The 23,135-nt window shown below is 30.1% G+C and carries 20 protein-coding genes and 1 tRNA gene; 5 read left to right on the top strand and 16 right to left on the bottom strand.

All coding sequences use genetic code 11. The features are described 5' to 3' along the window. Positions 1-55 precede the first annotated feature (55 nt). A complete protein-coding gene (locus tag Q0731_RS05970; protein ID WP_299061234.1) occupies positions 56-595 on the top strand; it encodes a 1-acyl-sn-glycerol-3-phosphate acyltransferase in 540 nt (179 codons plus the stop codon). Positions 596-1,576: 981 nt separating this feature from the next. Here the strand turns inward: Q0731_RS05970 and Q0731_RS05965 are convergent. Together Q0731_RS05965 and Q0731_RS05960 are read right to left on the bottom strand one after the other, a co-directional pair. Continuing rightward, positions 1,577-2,299 carry a carboxypeptidase-like regulatory domain-containing protein gene (locus tag Q0731_RS05965; RefSeq protein WP_299061231.1) on the bottom strand — a complete coding sequence of 241 codons (723 nt, stop codon included), beginning with the start codon at positions 2,297-2,299 and terminating at the stop codon, positions 1,577-1,579. A gap of 176 nt (positions 2,300-2,475) precedes the next feature. After that, positions 2,476-2,559 (bottom strand) — tRNA-Leu (locus Q0731_RS05960). Between the two features lie 264 nt (positions 2,560-2,823). On the opposite strand from Q0731_RS05960, the gene manA reads away from it, so the two are divergent. Beyond that, on the top strand, positions 2,824-4,038 hold the full coding sequence (gene manA, locus Q0731_RS05955) for a mannose-6-phosphate isomerase, class I (protein ID WP_299061229.1): 1,215 nt from the start codon (positions 2,824-2,826) through the stop codon (positions 4,036-4,038). Positions 4,039-4,202: 164 nt separating this feature from the next. Here manA and Q0731_RS05950 read toward each other — a convergent pair whose 3' ends face one another. The 14 genes from Q0731_RS05950 to Q0731_RS05885 form a co-directional block, all read right to left on the bottom strand. Beyond that, a complete protein-coding gene (locus Q0731_RS05950; RefSeq protein WP_299061226.1) occupies positions 4,203-5,591 on the bottom strand; it encodes an NAD(P)(+) transhydrogenase (Re/Si-specific) subunit beta in 1,389 nt (462 codons plus the stop codon). Continuing rightward, complete coding sequence (locus Q0731_RS05945; RefSeq protein ID WP_299061224.1) at positions 5,591-5,899, bottom strand: NAD(P) transhydrogenase subunit alpha; 309 nt, start codon at positions 5,897-5,899, stop codon at positions 5,591-5,593. The genes Q0731_RS05950 and Q0731_RS05945 overlap by 1 nt, the downstream gene beginning before the upstream one ends. Positions 5,900-5,904: 5 nt before the next feature. After that, on the bottom strand, positions 5,905-7,005 hold the full coding sequence (locus tag Q0731_RS05940; RefSeq protein WP_299061221.1) for a Re/Si-specific NAD(P)(+) transhydrogenase subunit alpha: 1,101 nt from the start codon (positions 7,003-7,005) through the stop codon (positions 5,905-5,907). A gap of 115 nt (positions 7,006-7,120) precedes the next feature. Continuing rightward, a complete protein-coding gene (argH, locus tag Q0731_RS05935; RefSeq protein ID WP_299061220.1) occupies positions 7,121-8,395 on the bottom strand; it encodes an argininosuccinate lyase in 1,275 nt (424 codons plus the stop codon). 184 nt (positions 8,396-8,579) lie between these two features. Next, the gene (locus tag Q0731_RS05930) at positions 8,580-9,647 is read right to left on the bottom strand and encodes a M20 family metallo-hydrolase (protein ID WP_299061218.1); all 1,068 of its coding nucleotides are present in this window, start codon (positions 9,645-9,647) and stop codon (positions 8,580-8,582) included. Between the two features lie 2 nt (positions 9,648-9,649). Continuing rightward, positions 9,650-10,426, bottom strand: coding sequence for an acetylglutamate kinase (gene argB / locus Q0731_RS05925; RefSeq protein ID WP_299061216.1), 777 nt, complete (start codon positions 10,424-10,426; stop codon positions 9,650-9,652). Positions 10,427-10,496: 70 nt separating this feature from the next. Continuing rightward, positions 10,497-11,435, bottom strand: a complete 939-nt coding sequence (locus tag Q0731_RS05920; RefSeq protein ID WP_299061214.1) for an N-acetylornithine carbamoyltransferase — start codon at positions 11,433-11,435, stop codon at positions 10,497-10,499. Between the two features lie 79 nt (positions 11,436-11,514). After that, a complete protein-coding gene (proB, locus tag Q0731_RS05915) occupies positions 11,515-12,279 on the bottom strand; it encodes a glutamate 5-kinase (RefSeq protein WP_299061212.1) in 765 nt (254 codons plus the stop codon). Between the two features lie 101 nt (positions 12,280-12,380). Beyond that, a complete protein-coding gene (locus Q0731_RS05910; protein WP_299061210.1) occupies positions 12,381-13,550 on the bottom strand; it encodes a glutamate-5-semialdehyde dehydrogenase in 1,170 nt (389 codons plus the stop codon). A gap of 113 nt (positions 13,551-13,663) precedes the next feature. After that, entirely contained in the window at positions 13,664-14,794 is a 1,131-nt protein-coding gene (locus Q0731_RS05905) for an aminotransferase class III-fold pyridoxal phosphate-dependent enzyme (protein WP_299061208.1), read from the bottom strand. Between the two features lies 1 nt (position 14,795). Further along, positions 14,796-15,590 carry a pyrroline-5-carboxylate reductase gene (proC, locus tag Q0731_RS05900; RefSeq protein ID WP_299061206.1) on the bottom strand — a complete coding sequence of 265 codons (795 nt, stop codon included), beginning with the start codon at positions 15,588-15,590 and terminating at the stop codon, positions 14,796-14,798. A gap of 73 nt (positions 15,591-15,663) precedes the next feature. Beyond that, positions 15,664-16,647, bottom strand: a complete 984-nt coding sequence (argC, locus tag Q0731_RS05895; protein WP_299061204.1) for an N-acetyl-gamma-glutamyl-phosphate reductase — start codon at positions 16,645-16,647, stop codon at positions 15,664-15,666. 90 nt (positions 16,648-16,737) lie between these two features. Next, a complete protein-coding gene (locus Q0731_RS05890; RefSeq protein ID WP_299061202.1) occupies positions 16,738-17,913 on the bottom strand; it encodes an argininosuccinate synthase domain-containing protein in 1,176 nt (391 codons plus the stop codon). A 22-nt stretch (positions 17,914-17,935) separates the two neighbouring features. After that, positions 17,936-18,502, bottom strand: coding sequence for a hypothetical protein (locus tag Q0731_RS05885; RefSeq protein WP_299061199.1), 567 nt, complete (start codon positions 18,500-18,502; stop codon positions 17,936-17,938). Positions 18,503-19,095: 593 nt separating this feature from the next. Here Q0731_RS05885 and yiaK point away from each other — a divergent pair. The 3 genes from yiaK (at position 19,096) to Q0731_RS05870 (ending at position 23,131) form a co-directional block, all read left to right on the top strand. Further along, positions 19,096-20,115, top strand: a complete 1,020-nt coding sequence (yiaK, locus tag Q0731_RS05880) for a 3-dehydro-L-gulonate 2-dehydrogenase (RefSeq protein WP_299061197.1) — start codon at positions 19,096-19,098, stop codon at positions 20,113-20,115. Positions 20,116-20,338: 223 nt separating this feature from the next. Further along, on the top strand, positions 20,339-21,343 hold the full coding sequence (locus Q0731_RS05875; RefSeq protein ID WP_299061194.1) for a bifunctional oligoribonuclease/PAP phosphatase NrnA: 1,005 nt from the start codon (positions 20,339-20,341) through the stop codon (positions 21,341-21,343). Positions 21,344-21,559: 216 nt separating this feature from the next. Next, positions 21,560-23,131, top strand: coding sequence for a helicase HerA-like domain-containing protein (locus Q0731_RS05870; RefSeq protein ID WP_299061192.1), 1,572 nt, complete (start codon positions 21,560-21,562; stop codon positions 23,129-23,131). Positions 23,132-23,135: the final 4 nt, after the last annotated feature.

Raw genomic sequence — 23,135 nt, 5'->3', positions numbered from 1 at the left:
ATTATAAAATAAAACCTTTATATAAGGATTTTGTAAAGATTGATATTCATCGTTTATGAAAACAATTTCAAGATTTATATTATTTACCATTTTAGGCTGGAAACTAGAAGGAGATTTTCCAAAATCGCCTTTAAAGTATGTTGTTGTTGTTGCTCCACATACAAGTTGGGTAGATTTTCCTATTGCAATATTAACTAGAATGGCTTCAGGTACAATGATTCAATTTATTGGCAAAAAGTCTTTGTTTAAATGGCCCTTTGGTTTTTTCTTTAGAATGTTAGGAGGCACACCAGTAGACCGATCAAAAAGCAATAATTTTGTAGATGGAGTAGTAGCTACTTTTAACTCTAAAAAAGAGTTTAGATTGGCATTATCTCCAGAAGGAACCAGAAAAAAAGTAGCTACCTGGAAAACTGGGTTTTACTATATTGCTAAAGGAGCCAATGTGCCAATAGTAATGGCAGCATTAGATTTTGGTAATAAAAAGATAAAATTTTCTAAACCTTATGACACAACTAACAGTGAAAAGGCTGATTTTAAGGTATTTTATGCTTTTTTTAAAAATATAAAAGGAAAAAAAACTAAAAATTGTTGATAAGGTATGTTGTTTGTTAATAAAAAGTGCTATATTTGTTATCTGCAAAATATTATTTTAATAGAGATTAGGGGCTTTATTATTATTGATTGTAGAGAGTTATAAATGGGCTTCAGTTTTCTGAAGCCTATTTTTGCTTATATTTAAGCAGTTATTCATAATTATCTAATTCAATTCGCTTAACAATCTTCAATTAGAAATGAATAAACAATTTAGAATTTCAAAAATTATTATAGATTATTATTTATTTAATATTTTTAAGGATATTAACTTCATAAATTTTACCTCTAAATTCATTTTAAAGATAAGACTCTTTTATTAAGTTTATCAAATTCATTTTTATTTAGAGAGTGTAATCTAAAGATTTAGGGTGTAAATTCTGACTATAAATCTATATAATATTTTTAAAGATAATATAATGAGAATTTTATGTGAATTAATAATTTATAACATAATGATTTTCAAAACATTCATTATTATATTGAATTAATTTATGAAAAAAGTTAATTTTTGTTGATAAAATTTGTTATTTGTTAATAAAAAGTATTATGTTTGTAATGTTCAAATAATTTTAATAGAGATTAGGGGCTTTATTATTAATAATTGTACAACAAAAAAAGGCTTCAGTTTTCTGAAGCTTTTTTTTATGTTTTTTTTAATCAAGAAAAAAAACATTTTAGCGTTATTTGTTACTTATTCATATTTAATATCAAAAGTTTTTAAGCAAAGCCAAATTATTAATTATTACAGTACACAATCAATTTTTATTGATTGATATACTCTATAGTAGTAGAATAAAATAGAAATAAATAAACAGTGTTTTTTTTATAAGTACTAACAACTTTGGGGAAATAAATAAAACATATTAGTAAGAGTAAATGTGTATAAAGTATTTTTGATTCATTGTTAAATAAAAAGTGACTTTAAATTTAAACCTAAATATGTTTAGTTTTATAAATAAATTATTTTGGTATTAAAAATCTAATTCTTAACAGGTATTTTATCACGTTCAATCTTACCTTTTTTAAGAGCTTTGTAGTTTTCATAACAATCTAAAACAGCTTCAATCATTTGTAAATCAGAAGCTTTTTTGATAAAATATTCAGAATAATTACAATCAGATAATAATTCTGTGAGTTCTTGTCTGTCCATTTGCAAATATTCCATCATTACTTCTCTGTCAAATTTACCAGCTAACATTTTACGTAAATCATCTTCGCCTTTTAATTTTTGTAGCTTTTCTAATTGCTTTGGTTTATTGCCAAATAGATTGTAAAGGAAATCAACAGGTTGAAAAATAGCAGCAATAGGAGAGGAGAGGTTTGCACCTTTTGGTTTACCTACTTCATAGGTTTGTGGCAATCCATTAATTTTAATTCTTGTAAACCTATCTTTTGGCACTTGTTTGATATCAATTTCTAAAACACCAATTAATTTTGTAGATTTTATAACTACTTCTTTAATTTCTTGAGGTTTTTCATACAAAGCAATTAATAGTTCGTTTCCCTTTAGTAAATCGTTTGTTACTTTTACTTTTATAGATTCATATCCTAAATAAGAAACTAAAATAGTATCATTTGCTCTCGTTGGAATTTCAAAAAAACCTTCATCATCTGTAATTGTACCATTTACACTATTCAAATCTAAAATGTGTGCTGCACTTAAAGGTTTTTTGTTAACCGCATGAATAATTTGGCCTTTCAATTTTTTAACACGAATTGTATCGTTTTGAGAGAATATGCTTAAGGAAAAACATAAGCATAAAATAGAGAGTAGTTTTTGCATATTGCAATAATACTAATAAAAGGATTTAGAAAGGTTAATTTTATCTAAAAGCATTTTATTTATTTGAAGAAGCTAATAAAAGGGAACATTAAAAGTGCGCACGAGAAGATTCGAACTTCCACAAACTTGCGTTTACAGCCCCCTCAAGGCTGCGCGTCTACCAATTTCGCCACGTGCGCTTTATTTAAAAATAAAAATCAATGCTTAAAATAAATAGTTCTAATTTTAAGCTAACAATATTTATTCAAAATTTTAGATTGACAAATATACATCAATTCGAATATCATCTTTCATTTTTTAATTTCATTTTTTTAAATATCTAGTTTCTTTTGTTTAAAATATTTTTATAAGGTTTCATTATTTTTAAGATAAAAAGCAACAAGTTTAATAGATGTTTTTTTGAATTTCACTATTTTTATAAAATTAAATAATGATTATAAAATATGCCTAAAATACTTAGTCTCAAAGGAAAAATTAAAAATTATATCTGGGGAGGCTCTAATTATATTCCTGATTTACTAGGTATTAAATCAGAAAATAAAAAGTATGCAGAATATTGGCTGGGAGCTCATATAAATGCTCCTTCTTTTGTGGTAACAGATAAAGGAGAATTAAATTTAGATGAGTTTTTAAATAGTAACCTTATTAAAGGGTTGGGAGATAAAACAGCAAAGAAGTTTGGTAGATTGCCCTTTTTATTTAAAGTGCTAGATGTTTGTGAAATGTTGTCAATTCAAGTTCATCCAACTAAAGTTGGAGCTGAAAAAGGTTTTAAGCGAGAAAATGATTTAGGAATACCTCTAAATGCTTCTTATAGAAACTATAAGGATAACAATCATAAGCCAGAAATAATGGTGGCTCTTAGTGAATTTTGGTTACTGCATGGTTTTTTGCCCAAAGATAAGTTGGTAAAAGTACTTTCATCAATCCCAGAATTTTCAATTTTACAAACAGTATTTAATGAAAAAGGGTATTTAGGATTGTATCAAAAAGTAATGAGTCAAACAGTTGAGGAAACAAACCAAATGCTGCGTCCATTGATAAAAAGAATAGTACCTTTAAGTAAATCTGGTAAATTAAATAAATCTGACCCTGCTTTTTGGGCAGCCAAAGCTGTTATTTCTGCTACTAAAGAAGCTGATTTAGACAAAGGTATTTATTCTATTTATTTTTTTAACCTTGTAAAGGTTGATAAAGGAGAAGCCGTTTTTCAAGATGCAGGAATTCCACATGCATATTTAGAAGGTCAAAATATGGAGTTAATGGCTAATTCTGATAATGTTTTACGTGGTGGTTTAACATCTAAACATATTGATGTGCCTGAATTATTAAAACATATAGTTTTTCAAGAAACCATTCCAAATATTATTAAAGGAAAAATACAATCTAATGGTTTGGAGTTTGTTTATAAAAGTCCAGCTCTAGATTTTGAACTGAGTCAGATTAGATTATCAGGTAATAAAGAGGAGGAGTATCAATCTAAATCAAATAGTGCTCAAATTATCATTGTAATTGAAGGAAATATCACATTACAAGAAGAAGATAGTCTCTCAGATTTAATTCTTAATAAAGGACAATCAGCTTTTATTATGGCAGATTGTGATTATAAAATTTCATCAACAACTTCTGCAGTTCTATATAAAGCAACGTCACCATAAACTCACTACTTTAAAAAACGGAATATTAGTTTTTTACAAGAAATTTTAATTTAAGCCATAAAAAAAATCCACTTTAATTATTTCCTCTAAATTTTGAAAAGATAAAAAGTGGATTTCATTTATTAAGTGTTATAAATTTAATAAATTAATAACATTTAGTAGTCTTACATATTCTTTATTTCAGCAACTAATTCTGTAATCATTTTTTTAGCATCACCAAACAGCATAGAAGTTTTATCATTATAAAATAGTTCATTTTCTATACCAGCATAACCAGCTTTCATACTTCTTTTATTTACAACAATATGTTTGGCGTTTTCTACATCTAGAATTGGCATTCCATAAATAGGACTTGAAGGATCATTATGAGCAGCAGGGTTTACAACATCATTTGCACCAACAACTAAAACAACATCTGCGTTATTAAATTGAGGATTTATGTCTTCCATTTCTGCCAAAAGATCATAATCTACATTAGATTCTGCTAATAAAACATTCATATGTCCAGGCATTCTACCTGCAACAGGATGAATTGCATACTTTACATTTACCCCTTTACTAACCAATAATTCTTCTAATTCATGAATTACATGTTGTGCTTGTGCAACAGCTAAACCATAACCAGGTACAATAATAACGTTTGTTGCATAATTCATCATTATTGCAGCATCACTAGAAGTGGTACTTTTTATTGAACCTAAAGCTTTGTTGGTTCCTTCTGGTCCTTCACTTGCTGTAAAAGAGCCAAAAATAACAGAAAACAAAGTTCTATTCATGGCTTTACACATGGCAACTGTTAAAATAATACCAGCAGAACCTACTAAAATACCTCCTACAAGCATTACCATATTACCATATAAAACTCCGGTAATTGCTGCTGCAATACCTGTTAAAGAGTTTAATAAAGAGATTACTACAGGCATATCTGCACCACCAATTGGCAACACAAATAAAATACCATACAATAAACCAGCTGTTAAAATAGCATATAAAAATATTGGGTTGTCTATGCTACCAGCAACTAAATAGGTAGATGCAGCAATAATTGCTATAATTACTAAATTGTTTATAATATTATATTGAGGTATTTTTACAACACTTTTAACAGAACCATTTAATTTTCCCCAAGCAATTAAACTACCAGAAAAAGTAATAGCTCCAATAACAATGGCAGATAAAATGGTGGCAACAATAGTTGCACTTGTAGTTTTAATATCAGAATTTCCAAACTCTACAATACCAATTAAAGCAGCACTTGCTCCTCCAAATCCGTTAAATAAAGATACCAATTCTGGCATTTTTGTCATTTCTACTTTAATAGCTATCAACCAACCAATAATAGAACCTATTACTATTGCAATACCAATTAGTACATAAATAATTGTTGGTACTTGTAAATCGTGTATAAAAATAGTGCCAATAATAGCCAATCCCATTCCTGTAGCTGCAATTAAATTTCCAGATTTAGCAGTATCAGGATGTCCTAATTTTTTTAATCCAACAATAAAAGTTACTGTTGCAATTAGATAAATAATACTTAATATAACACTCATTATTTTTTCTTTTTAAACATTTCTAACATTCTGTTGGTAACTGCAAAACCACCTACCACATTTAATACACCTAAAACTACAGCTGTAAAACCAAGACCTAATGCTAAATAATCTGTAGGGTTAGAGTGTAACATTACTAAAATTGCCCCAACAATTACAACACCACTTAAAGCATTTGCACCAGACATTAAAGGTGTATGTAAAACAGCAGGAATACTTTTTATAACTTCTATACCAACAAATATTGCTAAAATTATAATGTATACAATTTGCAAGTTGTTATTAATAAACTCTATAAGTTCTTTCATTTTTATTATTTTTTACGTTGAACGCCGTCTTTAATTATTAAAGTTTCGTCTGTAATTTCTTCTTCTAAATCCCATTTGAAAATTTGGTTTTCTGTAAGATGCATCATAAAATTATAAACGTTTTTTGCATATAATTCACTTGCATTGGTAGCAACACTTTCTGGCGACATGGCTGTACCTATTACTTTTACACCATTTACAAGAGTTGTTTCGTCTAATATACTCACTTCACAATTACCTCCTTGAGCAGCAGATAAATCGATGATAACAGCACCATTTTTCATTTGTTGTACTTGCTCTTCTGTAATTAATACCGGTGCTTTTCTACCAGGTACACTTGCAGTTGTAATTACCAAATCAGCTTTAAATAAAGAGGCATTAACCGCTTCTTTTTGTCTTTTAGCATAGTCTTCAGATGCTTCTTTAGCATAACCTCCTTCAGATTCTTCATTGGTGTTTTCTACTGATATAAATTTAGCACCTAAAGATTCTGTTTGTTCTTTTGTTTCTGATCTAATGTCTGTTGCTTCTACAACAGCACCCAATCTTTTTGCAGTAGCAATTGCTTGTAAACCTGCAACACCTACTCCATAAATTAGCACTCTAGCAGGTGTAATTGTGCCTGCTGCAGTCATCATTAATGGAAATATTTTTGTCATTTCATAAGCCCCTAAAATAACGGCTTTGTAACCTGCTAAATTATTTTGAGAACTTAAAACATCCATATCTTGTGCTCTAGAAATTCTAGGCATTGCATCCATAGAAAATGCAGTTGCACCCTTTTCTGATATTGCTTTGATTAATTCTGGATTAGATTTATGATACAATTGACTTATTAGAATATGATTTTTATTGATCAATTCTAAGTCTTGTTCATCAAAAGGGTTAATTTTAATAAGTACTTGTGCAGTTTCAAATATTTCGTTTCTAGTTGCAATGGTTGCTCCAGAAGATTTGTAGTCAGAATCTTTATATAAAGAATTATCTCCAGCTCCTGTTTCTACAAAAACAGAAAAACCATTTTTTTCTAATTTTTTTGTAATAAAAGGAGAAAGTGAGACCCTTTTTTCTCCTTTCTTTAATTCCTTTAGTATTCCTATTTTCATCTAATAAAGTTTAGTTGTTTTCTTATGTGATTATAGGTTACATAATTACTTTTATTATTTTGTATTACTAACCTGTACTAACTTGATTTTAATTATTTTTTTGTTGATTGTATAACTATTTAGGATACTTTTCTTTAATTTTATCTAAACTTAAATTATGAATACTCCCAACATGTGAATGTTGTTTTCCTAAATCTGGCTTGTAATTACCTGCTTGTACTTGGCCACCAATTTTTTGATAGGCTTCTCTAAAACTCATACCTTCAACTACTAAATTATTGATAGAATCTACTGTAAATAAATATTGATATTTTTCATCATTCAAATCAATATCTTTTACAATTACTTGCTGAATTGCATAATTAAAAATGTCTAAAATATCTTTTACATCTTCAAAAGCAGCAATAATATTTTCTTTTAATAATTGAAAATCTCTGTGATAACCTGTTGGTAAATTATTGGTAATCATCACCATTTCTGTATGTAAAGCCTGAATTTTATTACATTTTCCACGGATCAATTCAAAAACATCAGGATTTTTTTTGTGTGGCATGATGCTACTTCCTGTTGTTAATTCATCTGGAAAAGTGATAAAGCCAAAATTCTGACTCATATACAAACATACATCCATTGCAAAACGAGACATGGTATTACACAAACCTCCTAAAGCAGAAGCAATAGAACGCTCACTTTTACCACGACTTAATTGTGCAGCAACCACGTTGTATTTTAAAGTAGCAAATCCTAACTCTTTGGTAGTTAGTTCTCTATCAATAGGGAAGGAGCTACCATAACCAGCAGCAGAACCTAAAGGATTTTGGTCTACAACTTTAGCTACAGCGTTTAACATATATACATCATCAATTAGCAATTCTGCATAAGCAGAAAACCACAATCCAAAAGAGGATGGCATTGCTACTTGTAAATGTGTATAACCAGGTAATAAACTTTCTTTGTGCGTTTCTGCTAAACCTAAAAGTGTATCAAATAACGTTTCTGTTTTACTATTGATAATTGCCAAATTCTCTTTATAATACAATTGTAAGGCTACCAAAACCTGATCGTTTCTAGAACGAGCTGTATGAATTTTCTTACCAACTTCGCCTAATTTTTTTGTCAATTCCCACTCAATTTTAGAGTGTACATCTTCAAAAGAAGGTTCAATTACAAAAGTTCCGTTTTCAATATCAGTAGCTAATTCTTGTAAGCCTCTTTTTAAGTCTTTCAATTCATCAGCACTAATAATACCAATAGATTCTAACATTATAGCATGAGCTAGAGAGGCTTGCACATCATATTTTGCAATATGTATGTCTATTTCTCTATCATTACCCACTGTAAATTTTTCTATTTGTTGATCTATAGTAAATCCTTTATCCCAAAGTTTCATTTGTATTTTGTTTTATTGTGTAATTGTGGCTCGTTTATTTCCAAAATTCTCACTGTATTTTATCTTTAATATTTATAAGAAATCTCAATCAAAATTTTTAATTTTTGTCTTGTTTCTTGTTTCTACTTTTATCGTGATTCTTGTCTCTTTTCTTTTGTCTTGTTTCTTGTTTCAACTTTTTTATCTAAACAATTACACGATTTAACAATTCAACATATATTTTTATTCCTTCTTTAATCTCAGCCAAATATATAAATTCATCAGCAGAATGTGATCTTGTACTATCTCCAGGACCTAATTTTAAAGACTGGCAATTTAATACTGCTTGATCAGATAATGTAGGAGAACCATAGGTTTTTCTTCCCATTGCAATACCTGACTTTACCAATGCATGATTTGTATCGATACAAGAAGAATTTAATCGTAAACTTCTTGGAGTGATTGTTGTGCAAGGCGATTGTTCTTGTAAAATATCATTGATTTCTTGGTTAGAATAGGCGTCATTTACACGAACATCAATCACTAAATTTGTGTGAGCAGGTACTACATTGTGTTGTGTACCAGCATTAATTTGTGTTACTGTCATTTTTACATCGCCTAAAGCATCAGAAGTTTTATCGAACTTAAAATCTTTAAACCATTGTAAAACTTCAATGGTGTTGTAAATTGAATTGTTATCATTTGGATGTGCTGCATGACTAGGAGTTCCTGCAATATCTGCATCAAAAACTACCAAACCTTTTTCTGCAACTGCTAAATGCATTAAAGTAGGCTCACCAACAATAGCCACATCAATTGCTGGTATGATTGGCAACATAGAATTTAACCCATTTTTTCCAGAATTTTCTTCCTCTGCAGATGCAACAATTACTAAATTATATTTTAGATTTTCGAGAGCATAAAAAGTAGCAAAAGTAGCCATTAAGGAAACTAAACATCCTCCTGCATCATTTGCCCCTAAACCATATAGTTTTCCATCTTCAATAATTACTTCGAAGGGATTTTTTGTGTAGGCAGAGTTTGGCTTTACAGTATCATGATGTGAGTTTAGCAATAGTGTTGGTTTGCTTTCATCAAAATATTTGTTAGTTGCCCAAATATTGTTTTTTGTTCTTTGAAACGGAATTTTATTTTGAACAAACCAATCTTCAATAAGTTTTGCAGTATTTTCTTCTTCTCCAGAAAAAGAGGGTGTTTCAATCAACTTTTTCAGCAATGAAATTGCGTTTTCTGTTAACTTTTCTATATCCATTGTTATAATGTAATCGTTGTAAAATTGTCGTTTTTCTGTGTTAACATAGCAGTGTTACCTATGTGAACTTGATGAACTCCATTATTTAAAGCATCAAAACAATTATCAATTTTAGGAATCATACCATCTGTAATAATTTTAGCCTCTAACAGCTCTTTATATGTTTTAGTATTGATGTTTTTTACTACAGATTTTTTATCATTAAAATCACTTAAAACCCCATTCAATTCAAAACAATAATAAATGGTTGTTTCGTATATTTTACTCATTCCAACTGCAATTGTACTTGCAATGGTGTCTGCATTTGTATTTAACAATTGTCCTTTTCTATCGTGCGTTATTGCACAAAATACAGGCGTGAAATTGGCTTTTATTAGTTTATCAATAGACTTAGAAGCAATTTCTTTTACATCGCCCACAAAACCAAAATCGACTTCTTTTACAGGTCTTTTTTCTGATTGTATACTGTTGATGTCTGCACCTGTTAAACCAATAGCGTCAATTTGTAAAGCTTGTAATTTAGCCACTATATTTTTATTGACCAAACCTCCATAAACCATCGTTATTACTTCTAAAGTTTCAGCATCAGTAATACGTCTACCATTTATCATTTTAGACTCAATCCCTAATTTTGATGCAAAGTGTGTAGCACGTTTTCCTCCTCCATGAACTAAAATTTTGTGTCCTTCTAGATTAGAGAATAATTTTAGAAAAGCATTTAAAGACGTATCATCTTCAATAATATTTCCTCCAATTTTTATGATTGATAGTTTTTCCATTCTTTAGCTATTAGACCTTTGCTTTTAGCTTTTAGCACCTAAATGCAAAAAGCTAAAGGCTAAAAGCCAATTATAAATTTTCTAATATCTTTTTCAAAACCAATTGTGCAGCAAACGTTCTATTATTTGCTTGTTCAATAACTAAAGAGCTATCAGAATCTAAAACAGCATCTTCTACAACTACGTTTCTTCTTACAGGCAAACAATGCATAAATTTAGCATCGCCAATTTTATTTTTTGTGATCATCCAATCTGAATCAACCTCAAGAATTTTACCATAATCATCATAAGAACTCCAGTTTTTTGTATACACAAAATCTGCATCTTTAAAAGCTTCTTCTTGGTTGTGATAAATAGGCGTATCTTTAGTTATTTCTTTGCTTAAATTATATCCTTCAGGATTTGCAATTACAAACTCAACATCCATTTTTTGCATCGCTTGTGTAAAACTATTCGCAACTGCATGAGGTAATGTTTTCACATGAGGAGCCCAACTTAAAACTACTTTTGGTTTCTTTTTAGTCGAATTTTCAGCAAGAGTTATGGCATCTGTTAAACCTTGTAAAGGATGCCCTGTTGCACTTTCCATGCTTACAATTGGCACAGAAGCAAATTTTACAAACGAATTTAAAACCTGTTCAGATTCGTCTTTTTCTTTATCAGTTAAACTAGGGAATGCTCTTACTGCAATTACATCACAATATTGAGAAACTACTGCTGCAGCTTCTTTAATATGCTCTGCAGTGTTACCATTCATTACTGTTCCATCGCCAAATTCAATTCCCCAAGCATCTCCAGAAACATTCATTACTATAGGATCCATTCCTAAATTTAACGCTGCTTTTTGCGTACTCAAACGCGTACGTAAACTTGAGTTAAAAAATAACAATCCTAAGGTTTTGTTTTTTCCTAATTTTTTATTTTTTAAAGGATTTGCTTTAATTTCTTTGGCTTCTTCAATCCAAGAATTGATATTTTCAATGTCGTTTATGGAGGTGTAATTTTTCATATTTTTATTTTGACAAGGGGTTTTCAAGCCCTTGCTTATTTTGTGCTCAAGGGGTTAAAACTCCTTGTAATTTATGGCTTTATTTAACTTTTGTAAACGGAACAGTATTATTCATAGCATTTTCTATAAAATTATCTTCCAAACCATTTACAATCCATGTTTCAATACTGGCTTTTTTAGCTAAACTAGCAGCTTCTATTTTAGATGCCATTCCACCACTTCCGTGGGATGATTTAGAATTGACAACTACGTTTTTTAAATCTTCTAAATTAGTAACTTCTAAAATAGTTTCTGGCGTATTATTTTTAAAGGATTCTTTGGTATAAATTCCGTTTGTATTTGTAGCAATGATTAATAAATCTACCTCTAATAAAGTTGCAGTAAGTGCAGCCAATTTATCATTATCGCCAAACTGAATTTCATCTGTTGCAACGGTGTCATTTTCGTTAATAATAGGAATGTAATTATTGTTAACCAATACATTTATGGTGTTTACAATATTGGTTTTACTCTGTTTTTTTTCAAAATCTGAATAGGAGAGAAGGCATTGAGAACTTAACAAACCATATTCTCTAAAAATTTCTTGATAAATTCTTATTAAATGAGGCTGACCAATAGAGGCCAATGCTTGTTTTACAAAAACATCTTCAGATTTACTTTCTAATTTTACAAACTGTTTGGCAACTGCAATAGCACCAGAGCTAACAATAATAAACTCACAAGTATCTTTTAAATTTGCAATCTGATTTGCAAGATCTTCTATTTTTCCTCTAGAAATATTATCGGTTTCTTTAGTAAGTGTGTTAGAACCTATTTTTAGTAAGATTCTTTTCTTTTTTTGCATCTCTTTTAATTACGAATTATTAATTCTAAATTATGATTTTGTACTCTTTTATTGCCAACTGCCAACTGCCAACTGTGACTGAAAACTGCCCTCTGAAAAAACTAACCTCTTGTTTGTCCATTTCCATGAACATACCATCTATTGGTTACCAAATGTTGCAAACCAATTGGTCCACGTTGGTGTAATTTGTCTGTACTAATTGCTAATTCTCCACCCAAACCTAACTGACCTCCATCTGTAAAACGAGACGAAGCATTATGATACACAACAGCTGTATCTACGTTTTCCATAAAAACTTTAGCTTCAGCTTCATTTTTGGTAATAATTACGGATGAATGTCCGCCAGAATATTTGTTAATTTCAGCAATTGCATCAGCATTAGAACCAATTTTACCAATTAAAATTTTATAATCTAAAAACTCTTCATACCAAATTTCATCCGAAGAAAAATTCTTACCTTTTAACACTTCAATATTTAAAGCCGTTAACTTTTCTATTAATTGATTTACAAATTCTATTCTATTTGGTAAATTTTCATCAATTAAAACTTTATCAACTGCATTACAAGCAGATATTTTAGATTTTCCATTCAGAATAATATCTAAAGCAATATCTGTATCTGCTTCTTTAGCAACGTACACAAAATTGTTTCCTCTACCACTAATAATAACTGGGCAAGTTGCGTGTTGTTTTACAAAAGCAATTAAACGTTCTCCACCTCTTGGAACAATTAAATCTACTTTTTGTGTTGGTTTTTCTAAAAATGCTTGCGTTTCTGTTCTATTAAACTGTAAATATTCTACCCAATCTGTAGATGCACCATGCTGTTTTAGAGCTTTGTGCCATAATGCTACAATTTTTAAATTGGAGTTTAACGACTCTTTACCACCTTTTAAAAGTATTTTATTTCCAGATTTAAATGCAATTCCTGCAGCTTCTACAGTAACATCTGGTCTAGACTCATAAATAATTAAAATCGTACCAAAAGAGGCTGTTTTGTTGTAAACTTGCATGCCATTATCATGCTTAAAACTAAAACGCTCAACACCTACAGGATCTTCTTGAGAAGCCAAATGTTTTGCAGCAGCAATCATCTCATCTACTTTTTTGTCATCCGCTTTTAAGCGATCAAACATAGAAATATCATCGCCTTTATATGCTTCTAAATCTTTTTTATTGATAGCTATGATAGCTTCTCTTTCTTCATCTAAAAGTGTTGCCATTGTTAATAAAACAGCATTTCTAGTTTCTATGGATAATAGTGTATTCATCTTTTCAGTATTCAAGTATTCAGTCTCAGTCTCAGTTTTCAGTAGCGTTAAAGTTTCAGTATCAACTTAGAAAACTTTTGCGAATAAACTTTGTGTCTTTGCGTTTAATTATTCTATTCTTCTAAAGCATCAACCAAAGCTTCAAAAAACTGATTGATATGCTCTTTTTTTACAGTTAATGGAGGTAAAATTCTTAGTACTTTTTTATTTGAAGCACCACCAGTAAATATTTGATAGTCGTAAATTAATTTCTTTCTTAATTCACTTACTTCAAAATCGAATTCTAACCCTAACATTAAACCTCTTCCTTTAATTGCTTTTACTTGCGGAATTGTTTTTGCTATTTTTATAAAATATTCAGACATTGTAATCACATTGTCCATTAAGTTTTCTTCTTCAATAGTCTCTAAAACAGCTAAACCAGCAGCACAAGCCAAGTGATTTCCACCAAATGTAGTTCCTAACATTCCATATTTTGGCTTAATATCTGGATGTACCATAATACCTCCAATAGGAAACCCATTTCCCATTCCTTTGGCAATAGAAATAATATCTGGTGTTAGGTTATAATGCTGATAGGCAAAAAACTTACCAGATCTTCCATAACCAGATTGTACTTCATCAGCAATAAACATCGTATTATTTGCTTTACACAATACATCTACTTGTTCAAAAAAGTTAGCAGTTGCTTGGTCTAAACCTCCAACACCTTGAATAAATTCAACAATAATAGCACAAACATCTCCTTTTTCTAGTTCTGTTTTAACGCTATCAATATCATTTAAATCTAAAATAGTTACTTTTTGTTGTGCGTTAATTGGTGCAATAATATTTTTGTTATCAGTGGCAGCAACAGCAGCAGAAGTACGTCCGTGAAAACCATTTTTAAAAGCAACAACTCTAGATTTACCCGTTTTAAAAGAAGCCAATTTTAAAGCATTTTCATTTGCTTCTGCACCAGAATTACATAAAAATAATTGGTAATCTTTACAACCAGACAAAGCCTCTAATTTATTGGCTAATTTAACCTGTAAAGGATTCTGAATAGCATTAGAATAAAAACCTAATTTAGCAACCTGTTTTGTAATGGCTTCTAGGTATTTTGGATGTGCATGTCCAATAGAAATAACTGCATGACCTCCATATAAATCTAAATATTCCGTTTTATTTTCATCATAAACATACACTCCTTTTGCTTTTACAGGAGTTACATTATAAAGTGGATAAACATCAAATAATGGCATTTTAGTTCTTTTTAAGTTGATTTAATTTTTCGAAAGACGCTGTAATTCCCTGCACCAAAGCAGTACTCATTCCTTTTGCTTCCATTGCATTTAAGCCTTCTATGGTACAACCTCCAGGAGTTGTTACTCGGTCTATTTCTGCTTCTATATGATTGTCTGTTTCTTGCAATAAACTAGCAGCACCCAAACAGGTTTGCAACGCAATTTTATCTGCTTCTTCTGCTTCAAAACCTAATTGAATTGCACCCTGAGTTGTTGCTCTCACTAAACGCATCCAAAAAGCAATACCGCTAGAACAAATTACAGTAGCAGCTTGCATTTGCGATTCAGGAATTTCTAAAGTAGTTCCTAACTCGTTAAAAATAGTTTTAGCAACTTCCATTTTTGCCTCACCATTGGCATTTCCAGACAAACACGTCATCGATTTACCAATAGAAATTGCGGTATTTGGCATAACTCTAATTACAGATTTATTTGTACCAACAATACGTTCAATTGCAGAAATTTCAAAACCAGCAGCTACAGACATTACAATATGATTTTCTGTAATTATAGAAGATAACTCCTCTATAACAGTTGCTATAATTTTAGGTTGTAACGCAAAAATAACAACCTCTGCAGCCTCAATAGCCAAACTATTATTATTAGTAATCGTAACATTTTTAGTGTCTTTATAAACATCAACTTGGTGTGTGTTTTTATCACTTAAATACAACGATGTAAAAGCTTTATTTTTAATAAGCCCCTTTGCAATGGCACTTCCTAAGTTTCCTGTTCCTATAATTGCTATTTTCATAAATATTGGTTTTTGGTTTTCTGTTTTTGGTTGCTGGTACTAAAAACTAACAACTAAAAACTAAAAACTATTTTTAAAAATAATTTGCTTTTAAATTTAAACCTAACGTTTCTTCAAAACCAAACATTAAATTTAAATTCTGAATCGCTGCTCCAGAAGCTCCCTTTAATAAATTATCTATAGTACTTGTAATGAGTAATTTGTTACCGTGTTTTTCTAATTGTATCAAACACTTGTTGGTGTTTACAACTTGCTTCATAAAAATACTTTGATCAGAAATAAATGTAAATGCAGCATCTTTATAATACGCTTTGTACATTTTGGTAGCTTCCTCTAGTGTACCATCAAACTTTGTGTAGGTTGTAGCAAAAATCCCCCTAGAAAAATCACCTCTATTGGGCATAAAATTTACTTCTGCATTAAAATCATTTTGTAATAGAAGTATATTTTGGTTGTACTCACCTAAATGCTGATGATTAAATGCTTTGTAATGAGAAAAATTATTATCTCTCCACGTAAAATGTGTCGTTGCAGATAAAGATGTTCCTGCACCAGTAGCACCTGTAACAGCATTGATATGGATATCATCCTTTAATAAACTATTAGCAGCTAAAGGTAAAACAGCTAATTGAATAGCTGTAGCAAAACAACCAGGATTTGCAATGTATTGAGCCTTTTTTATGGCTTCTTTATTTAATTCTGGTAAACCGTACACAAAATCCTTTCCTTCAAAATTCTTATCTGCTAATAATCTAAAATCATTACTTAAATCAATGATTTTAGTAGTATCAGAAAAGCTGTTTTTCTCTAAAAAAGCAGTAGAATTTCCATGTCCTAAACATAAAAATAAAACATCAACTTTATTATTAATTTCACTTGTAAAGCTAATGTCTGTGTCTCCAACTAAATCTTGGTGTACTTTGTATAATTTGTTACCAGCATTAGAAGTACTAAATACAAAATTTATATTTGTATTTGGGTGATTTAACAACAATCTGATCAACTCACCAGCTGTATAACCTGCACCTCCAATAATTCCTACTTCTAATTTTTTCATCTTTTAAAAAGTGTAAATGTTTAATTGTTTAATTGTGTAAGTGTGAGTTACACAATTAAACAATTACACGATTAAACCCTATTTCTAATACTATGAATTTACTTGTCTGTAAATTTTGTTCTGATTTCCAATAATCTTAATAAATCCTTTTGCATCATCAGCAGTCCAAGCTTTATTTTCTTCTCCATACGTACTGAAAGCACTTGACATTAAATCGTGGTCAGAAATGATACCATCTAAAGAAAAATGATACGGTTTTAAACTAACTACAACATTACCAGTTACTTTTTCTTGCGAACTTTGTAAAAAAGCTTCAGTATCTCTCATTACAGGATCTAAATATTGACCTTCATGCAAATGCATTCCGTAAAAACTAGACAAATACTCTTTGTGTTGTAACTGCCATTTAGTTAGGTTGTGCTTTTCTAACAAATGATGTGCTTTTACTGTAATTAAAGCAGCAGCAGCTTCAAAACCAACTCTTCCTTTTGTACCAACAATAGTATCACCTACATGAATATCTCTACCAATTGCATACTTAGAAGCAATATCATTTAGCTTTTCAATATTAATTTCAGGAGCATTTTCTTGTCCGTTTAAAGCAATAAATTCCCCTTTTTTAAAGGTTAGTGTTACTTTTTCTTCTCCTTCTTTTTCTAATTGAGAAGGATAGGCTTCACTTGGCAAAGGCAATTCAGATTTTAACGTTTCTACACCTCCAACACTTGTTCCCCAAAGTCCTTTATTGACAGAATATTTAGATTTCTCCCAATTCATGTCAATTCCTTCAGACTTTAAATAATCTATTTCTTCTTGTCTCGCTAATTTTTGATCTCTAATTGGCGTAATAATTTTAATATTAGGTGCTAATGTTTGAAAAATCATATCAAAACGAACTTGATCATTTCCTGCACCAGTACTACCATGAGCAATATATTCTGCATCAATACTTTTAGCGTATTCTATTATTTCGATGGCTTGTATAATTCTTTCTGCACTTACAGATAAAGGATAAGTAGCGTTCTTTAAAACATTACCAAATATTAAATACTTTACCACTTTATTATAAAAAATAGAAACAGCATCAATATTTTTATAGGTAGAAACCCCCATTTTATAGGCGTTACTTTCAATATTCCTTATTTCTTCTGATGTAAAACCACCTGTATTTACACTTACAGCATGTACATCATACTCTTTTGATAAACTTACTGCACAATAAGAGGTATCTAGGCCTCCACTATATGCTATTACTAATTTTTTCATTTATTTTATTTATACAAATTATTTATTTTAATTGTCTTATTTCTGCTTCAAAAGTTGCGTTTACAAAATACTTATAGTGTATTTCGTCTCTTAATTTCCCTAATTTTTCTAACTCTTCTACTAATACTTTAGACATTTGAGCTAGTGTAACATGTGTCATTCCTAACATTTGATTATAATGATGCACTTTAGGAGTTTGTGCAATCGAAATTAAAAAACTTTCTGTAAACAACTCTGTCATTCTACTCATTAATAACAAACCCAAATTATAGTTTCTAAAATCTCTATTTACCCATAAACAAGCTCTTTCAAAAACAGAATGTCCTTTTACCAAATGTTCGTGTGCAAAAATATGACCTAATATTTCACCATCTCTAATCAATATAAAACAACCGTTTTTAATTCTTTTACGAAGCAATTCTACACTAACAAAATAGAGTGTAGGAAGCTCTTTAGATCTTTCAGAAATAATTTCTAATTTATTTTCTGAAAGTTTAAAAACAAGTTCAATATCTATTCCTTCTTCTTCGCAATAGTTTTCTGCCTTATTTATAACACTTAAAAAATTGGTGTTTAATTTGGTATTCATTATTTATTATCCATAAAACTTTAAAAAAGCTTTAATTTTAAATTGATTAATAGTTGATGGTTTCTATTTTAAAATAGAAATTAACAACATGTATTTTATATAAAAACGAAAAGCGAAAGTGAATTACTTTCTTAAAATGAATAGCCCCTTTTAGGGACGAGTTTTAGGAAAACGCAGAACAACTGTTTTAGTATTTGCTACTAAAACAAAGGAGATAAGAGATATGTTGTTTTCTGTTTTCACTGAATAACTAACTTAACTATTAACTCTAAATCGTCGGCAAAAGCCCCTTTCGTTAATATATGCTACAAAAGTACATTATTTTATGAATTAAACAATCATTATATATTAAAAAATCAGGTTTGGTTTTGGCAATGAAAAAATATTGAAGTAAAGGTTATTACTTATTTTTTTGATTAAAATTTTTTAAATCAATAAAAGTAAATATCAATAAAAAAAGTTGAAGCAATATTTAAAAATGCAATTAATGACTACAGTTTGTTTCTTTAAAATAAAAACTCCAAATTTGTAATTAATCAATAAACTAAAGATAGACCTTTTTAATTTGCCTAAAGCTTCAAAACCATTATAAAATGACTAAAAACACCCAGAAAATTACACCCAAAAAAATGCAGGATATACTTTATAAACTATTTTTAAAATACAAGTTTAGTAAAGAAAAAGCTCAGTTAATGGCGAATGTGCATACTGAAAGTACATTGTTAGGTGTACATTCTCATGGAATTAATAGAGTGCCACTTTTTATTGAATATGTTAAAAAAGGTATCATTAAAATAGATGCAGAAGCTGAAAAAGTAGAAAGTTTTGGAAGTATAGAAAGGTGGGATGGTCATTTTGGTTCAGGTGTTGTTAATGCTTCAAAATGTGCCAATAGAGCTGTAGAATTGGCTAAATTAAATGGAATGGGAATGGTAGCTTTACGCAATACCAATCATTGGATGAGAGGTGGAACGTATGGAAGGCAAATAGCAGATGCAGATTGCATTTCAATTATTTTTACAAATACACAACCTAATATGCCTGCTTGGGGAGGAAAATATAGTAGAATTGGTAATAATCCGTTTGTTGTTTCAATACCAAGAAAAGAAGGGCATGTTGTGTTAGATATGTCGATTTCACAATTTGCATTTGGAAAAATAAACAATTACAAACTTCGAGGAGAAAAGTTACCTTTTGTTGGTGGTTGGGACAGCAATGACCAACTTTCTAATGATCCAGAAGAAATTTTATTAAAAGAACGTGGTTTACCTATTGGGTATTGGAAAGGATCTGCTCTTTCAATAATTTTAGACATGTTGGCAACTTTATTATCTGCTGGAGATTCTACTTACAGAGTAGGTTTAAATGAATATGAAACAGGTGTTTCTCAGGTATTTCTTTGTATTTATCCAGAAGTTTTTAATGATAAAGAGCTGCAAGAAAAACTCATCAACGAAATAATTGATTATACTCATGATGTAGAACCGATGAATCCTGGAGATAAAACGTATTATCCTGGAGAACAAAGTTCTAAAACTAAAACGAAAAACCTTAAAGAGGGCATTTCAGTTAATAATAGTGTTTGGGAAAAAATAGTAGAGTTATCAGAGTAAATTGCGAAAAGAATGTTTCTTGCATTTTTTTAACTAATGATAGATAAAGTTTAGTGATCAAATTTCCGGCGAAATTTTAGGGTTAAAAATTCGTGAATTATCGATGATTTTTACTTGAATTTTTAAAAACTTTCTTTGTTACTTCAATATTAAACCTACCTTCGCATTCTTAAAAAGAAGATTCAGTTGTTATAGTTTATAGTAATTATACAAAACACCATACATGAATATTTACAAACAAATAGAAGCAGCAATACAAGCTGCTTCAAATATCGTTATTACAGCACACAAATCTGCAGATGGAGATTCTATTGGTTCTTCTTTAGGTTTATTACATTTTATAGAAAAATTAGGGAAAAAAGCAGTGGTTTGTCATCCAGATAAAGCACCCGATTTTTTAGATTGGTTAGATACTACTTCCATTATTTTAATGGATGAAAATCCTGAGGAAGTAACTGCACAAATGCAACAAGCAGATTTAATTTTCTGTTTAGATTACAATGCAACCAATAGAGTAGGACCAGAAATGCAAACCTTGTTAGAAGCGGCAACTTGTAAAAAAATAATGATCGATCATCATTTAAATCCTGAAGAATTTCCAACAATTACCCTTTCAGAAACTACAGCATCTTCAACATCACAATTAATTGTAGATTTAATAGAGCAATCTGACAATTTAGAGCTGTTAGATGAGAAAATAGGAACTCCTTTATACTTAGGTATTTTAACAGATACAGGCAGTTTCAGATTCAGTTATGTAAAACCAAGAACACACGAGGTTTTAGCAAAACTTTTAGAGGCAGGAGTGGAACATCATCTAATTCATGAAAAATTAAGTGATAATAATACAGAAACTCGTTTGCGTTTGCAAGGATATGCCATGAGTAAAAAATTAGAAATTTTGTATGAAAATAATGTAGGGATTATTTCCTTATCCAAAGAAGAGTTAGCTGAATACAATTACAAAAAAGGTGATACAGATAGTTTGGCAAATACTGTTTTATCAATAAAAGGAATGAAAGCTGCTATTGTGTTTACAGAAAGAGACGGAATTATGAAAATTTCTTTCCGATCTAAAGGAGTAGAAAACCCTGTAAACGTTTTGGCAAAAGAACATTTTAATGGAGGAGGACATGCAAATGCTTCTGGAGGAATGAGTGATTTAACTGTTGATGAAACTTTAGAGAAGTTAAAAGGATTGATTCCACAGTATTTTCCCAAAGGATAAGAATTATACTTTTAAGTTTATGAGCTATTAGTTCACTAATTATAAGAACGTCTCAATTTTGAGCTTAATATAATTCGTGAATTCGTGGCTTTTTTTACGCCGATGTTTTTCATTCAGAATTTGAATATCAACTTCCAACAAAAACTATTTTCAACAAAATCTTCAAATAATTTCTTAACTCTTAAACTTTGATTATTTTTATCGAAATTTTACAAGATGAGTCAGCAAGAAGAATTTTTTGAATACATTAATGATGGTTATAAAACCAAAGGAGATTATGTGGCTTTGGGAGCTGCAATGTTGGGCGAAGAAACCATTACAGATGCCATTGTAAAAGTTCCTTTAAAAACATTAAATAGACATGGTTTAATTGCAGGAGCAACAGGAACAGGAAAAACTAAAACTTTACAAGTATTAGCAGAAACGCTATCAGATAAAGGAATTCCTGTTTTGTTAATGGACATTAAAGGAGATTTGTCTGGTTTGGCACAACCAAGTCCAGGACATGCAAAGATTGATGAACGTCATGCAAAAATTGGTTTTCCTTTTACAGCACAGAAATTTCCAATAGAAGTGTTGACCATTTCTGAACAAGATGGCACAAGAATGCGTGCAACAGTATCTGAATTTGGACCTGTTTTATTATCAAGAATTTTAGATTTAACAGAAACTCAAAGTGGTATTGTAGCCATCATTTTTAAATATTGTGATGACAATAAATTCGCACTTTTAGATATTAAAGACTTTAAAAAGGTTTTACAATATGTTACCAATGAAGGTAAAGAAGAAATACAAGCAGAATATGGGCGTATTTCATCTTCCTCTACAGGAGCAATTTTACGTAAAATTGTAGAAATAGAACAACAAGGAGGCGATTTATTCTTTGGCGAGAAATCTTTTGAAGTAGAAGATTTAACAAGAGTAGATGAAGATGGAAAAGGAATTATTTCTGTATTACGTTTAACAGATATACAAGACAAACCAAAGTTGTTTTCTACCTTTATGTTGCAATTATTAGCTGAAGTTTATGAAACGTTTCCAGAACAAGGAGATGCAGATAAACCAGAGTTAATCATTTTTATTGATGAAGCTCATTTGGTGTTTGAAGAAGCTTCTAAAGCCTTATTAAATCAGATAGAAAGTATTGTAAAATTAATTCGTTCTAAAGGTATTGGTCTTTATTTTGTTACGCAAAACCCTAAAGATGTGCCAGAAGATATTTTAGCACAATTGGGTTTAAAAATTCAACATGCATTAAGAGCATTTACTGCAAAAGATAGAAAAGCAATTAAGTTAGCGGCAGAAAATTATCCAGATTCTGTATATTATGAAACCAAAGATGTGCTAACACAATTAGGTATTGGAGAAGCATTTGTATCGGTTTTAAATGAAAAAGGAATTCCAACTCCATTGGCAAGAACCATGTTAAGAGCTCCAATGAGTAGAATGGATGTTTTGACTGATAAAGAGCTGAAAAATGTTATTAACAATTCGCGTCTTTTCTATAAATATAACGAAAATTTAGACAGAGAAAGTGCGTACGAATTATTAAATGCTAAGATTGCAGGAATTAATAAGGCAGAAGAAAAAGCAATACAAGCTGAAGCAGATCAAAAGGAAAAAGAAAAATTAGCTAAAGAAAAAGAGAAGGAAAGACAACGAGAAGAAAGAGCGTCAAGAAGTAGTTCAAGAAGGCGAAGTACAGCACAAAATCCTATTGTAAAAGTATTAACCAGTGCTACTTTTATTAGAGCAGCATTTGGTATATTAAAAAAAGTATTAAAGTAAAAAA

This window comes from uncultured Polaribacter sp., assembly GCF_947497695.1.
Lineage (GTDB): Bacteria > Bacteroidota > Bacteroidia > Flavobacteriales > Flavobacteriaceae > Polaribacter.
Note: the sequence above shows the minus strand (reverse complement) of the source record. Positions and strands in the feature narration are given on the sequence as shown.

Excerpts from the sequence above, each read along its gene's own strand:
- Q0731_RS05970 (WP_299061234.1), top strand. The coding sequence starts at position 56 with ATGAAAACAATTTCAAGATTTATATTATTTACCATTTTAGGCTGGAAA.
- manA (WP_299061229.1), top strand. The coding sequence starts at position 2,824 with ATGCCTAAAATACTTAGTCTCAAAGGAAAAATTAAAAATTATATCTGG.
- Q0731_RS05950 (WP_299061226.1), bottom strand. The coding sequence starts at position 5,591 with ATGAGTGTTATATTAAGTATTATTTATCTAATTGCAACAGTAACTTTT.
- Q0731_RS05945 (WP_299061224.1), bottom strand. The coding sequence starts at position 5,899 with ATGAAAGAACTTATAGAGTTTATTAATAACAACTTGCAAATTGTATAC.
- Q0731_RS05940 (WP_299061221.1), bottom strand. The coding sequence starts at position 7,005 with ATGAAAATAGGAATACTAAAGGAATTAAAGAAAGGAGAAAAAAGGGTC.
- argH (WP_299061220.1), bottom strand. The coding sequence starts at position 8,395 with ATGAAACTTTGGGATAAAGGATTTACTATAGATCAACAAATAGAAAAA.
- Q0731_RS05930 (WP_299061218.1), bottom strand. The coding sequence starts at position 9,647 with ATGGATATAGAAAAGTTAACAGAAAACGCAATTTCATTGCTGAAAAAG.
- argB (WP_299061216.1), bottom strand. The coding sequence starts at position 10,426 with ATGGAAAAACTATCAATCATAAAAATTGGAGGAAATATTATTGAAGAT.
- Q0731_RS05920 (WP_299061214.1), bottom strand. The coding sequence starts at position 11,435 with ATGAAAAATTACACCTCCATAAACGACATTGAAAATATCAATTCTTGG.
- proB (WP_299061212.1), bottom strand. The coding sequence starts at position 12,279 with ATGCAAAAAAAGAAAAGAATCTTACTAAAAATAGGTTCTAACACACTT.
- Q0731_RS05910 (WP_299061210.1), bottom strand. The coding sequence starts at position 13,550 with ATGAATACACTATTATCCATAGAAACTAGAAATGCTGTTTTATTAACA.
- Q0731_RS05905 (WP_299061208.1), bottom strand. The coding sequence starts at position 14,794 with ATGCCATTATTTGATGTTTATCCACTTTATAATGTAACTCCTGTAAAA.
- proC (WP_299061206.1), bottom strand. The coding sequence starts at position 15,590 with ATGAAAATAGCAATTATAGGAACAGGAAACTTAGGAAGTGCCATTGCA.
- argC (WP_299061204.1), bottom strand. The coding sequence starts at position 16,647 with ATGAAAAAATTAGAAGTAGGAATTATTGGAGGTGCAGGTTATACAGCT.
- Q0731_RS05890 (WP_299061202.1), bottom strand. The coding sequence starts at position 17,913 with ATGAAAAAATTAGTAATAGCATATAGTGGAGGCCTAGATACCTCTTAT.
- Q0731_RS05885 (WP_299061199.1), bottom strand. The coding sequence starts at position 18,502 with ATGAATACCAAATTAAACACCAATTTTTTAAGTGTTATAAATAAGGCA.
- yiaK (WP_299061197.1), top strand. The coding sequence starts at position 19,096 with ATGACTAAAAACACCCAGAAAATTACACCCAAAAAAATGCAGGATATA.
- Q0731_RS05875 (WP_299061194.1), top strand. The coding sequence starts at position 20,339 with ATGAATATTTACAAACAAATAGAAGCAGCAATACAAGCTGCTTCAAAT.
- Q0731_RS05870 (WP_299061192.1), top strand. The coding sequence starts at position 21,560 with ATGAGTCAGCAAGAAGAATTTTTTGAATACATTAATGATGGTTATAAA.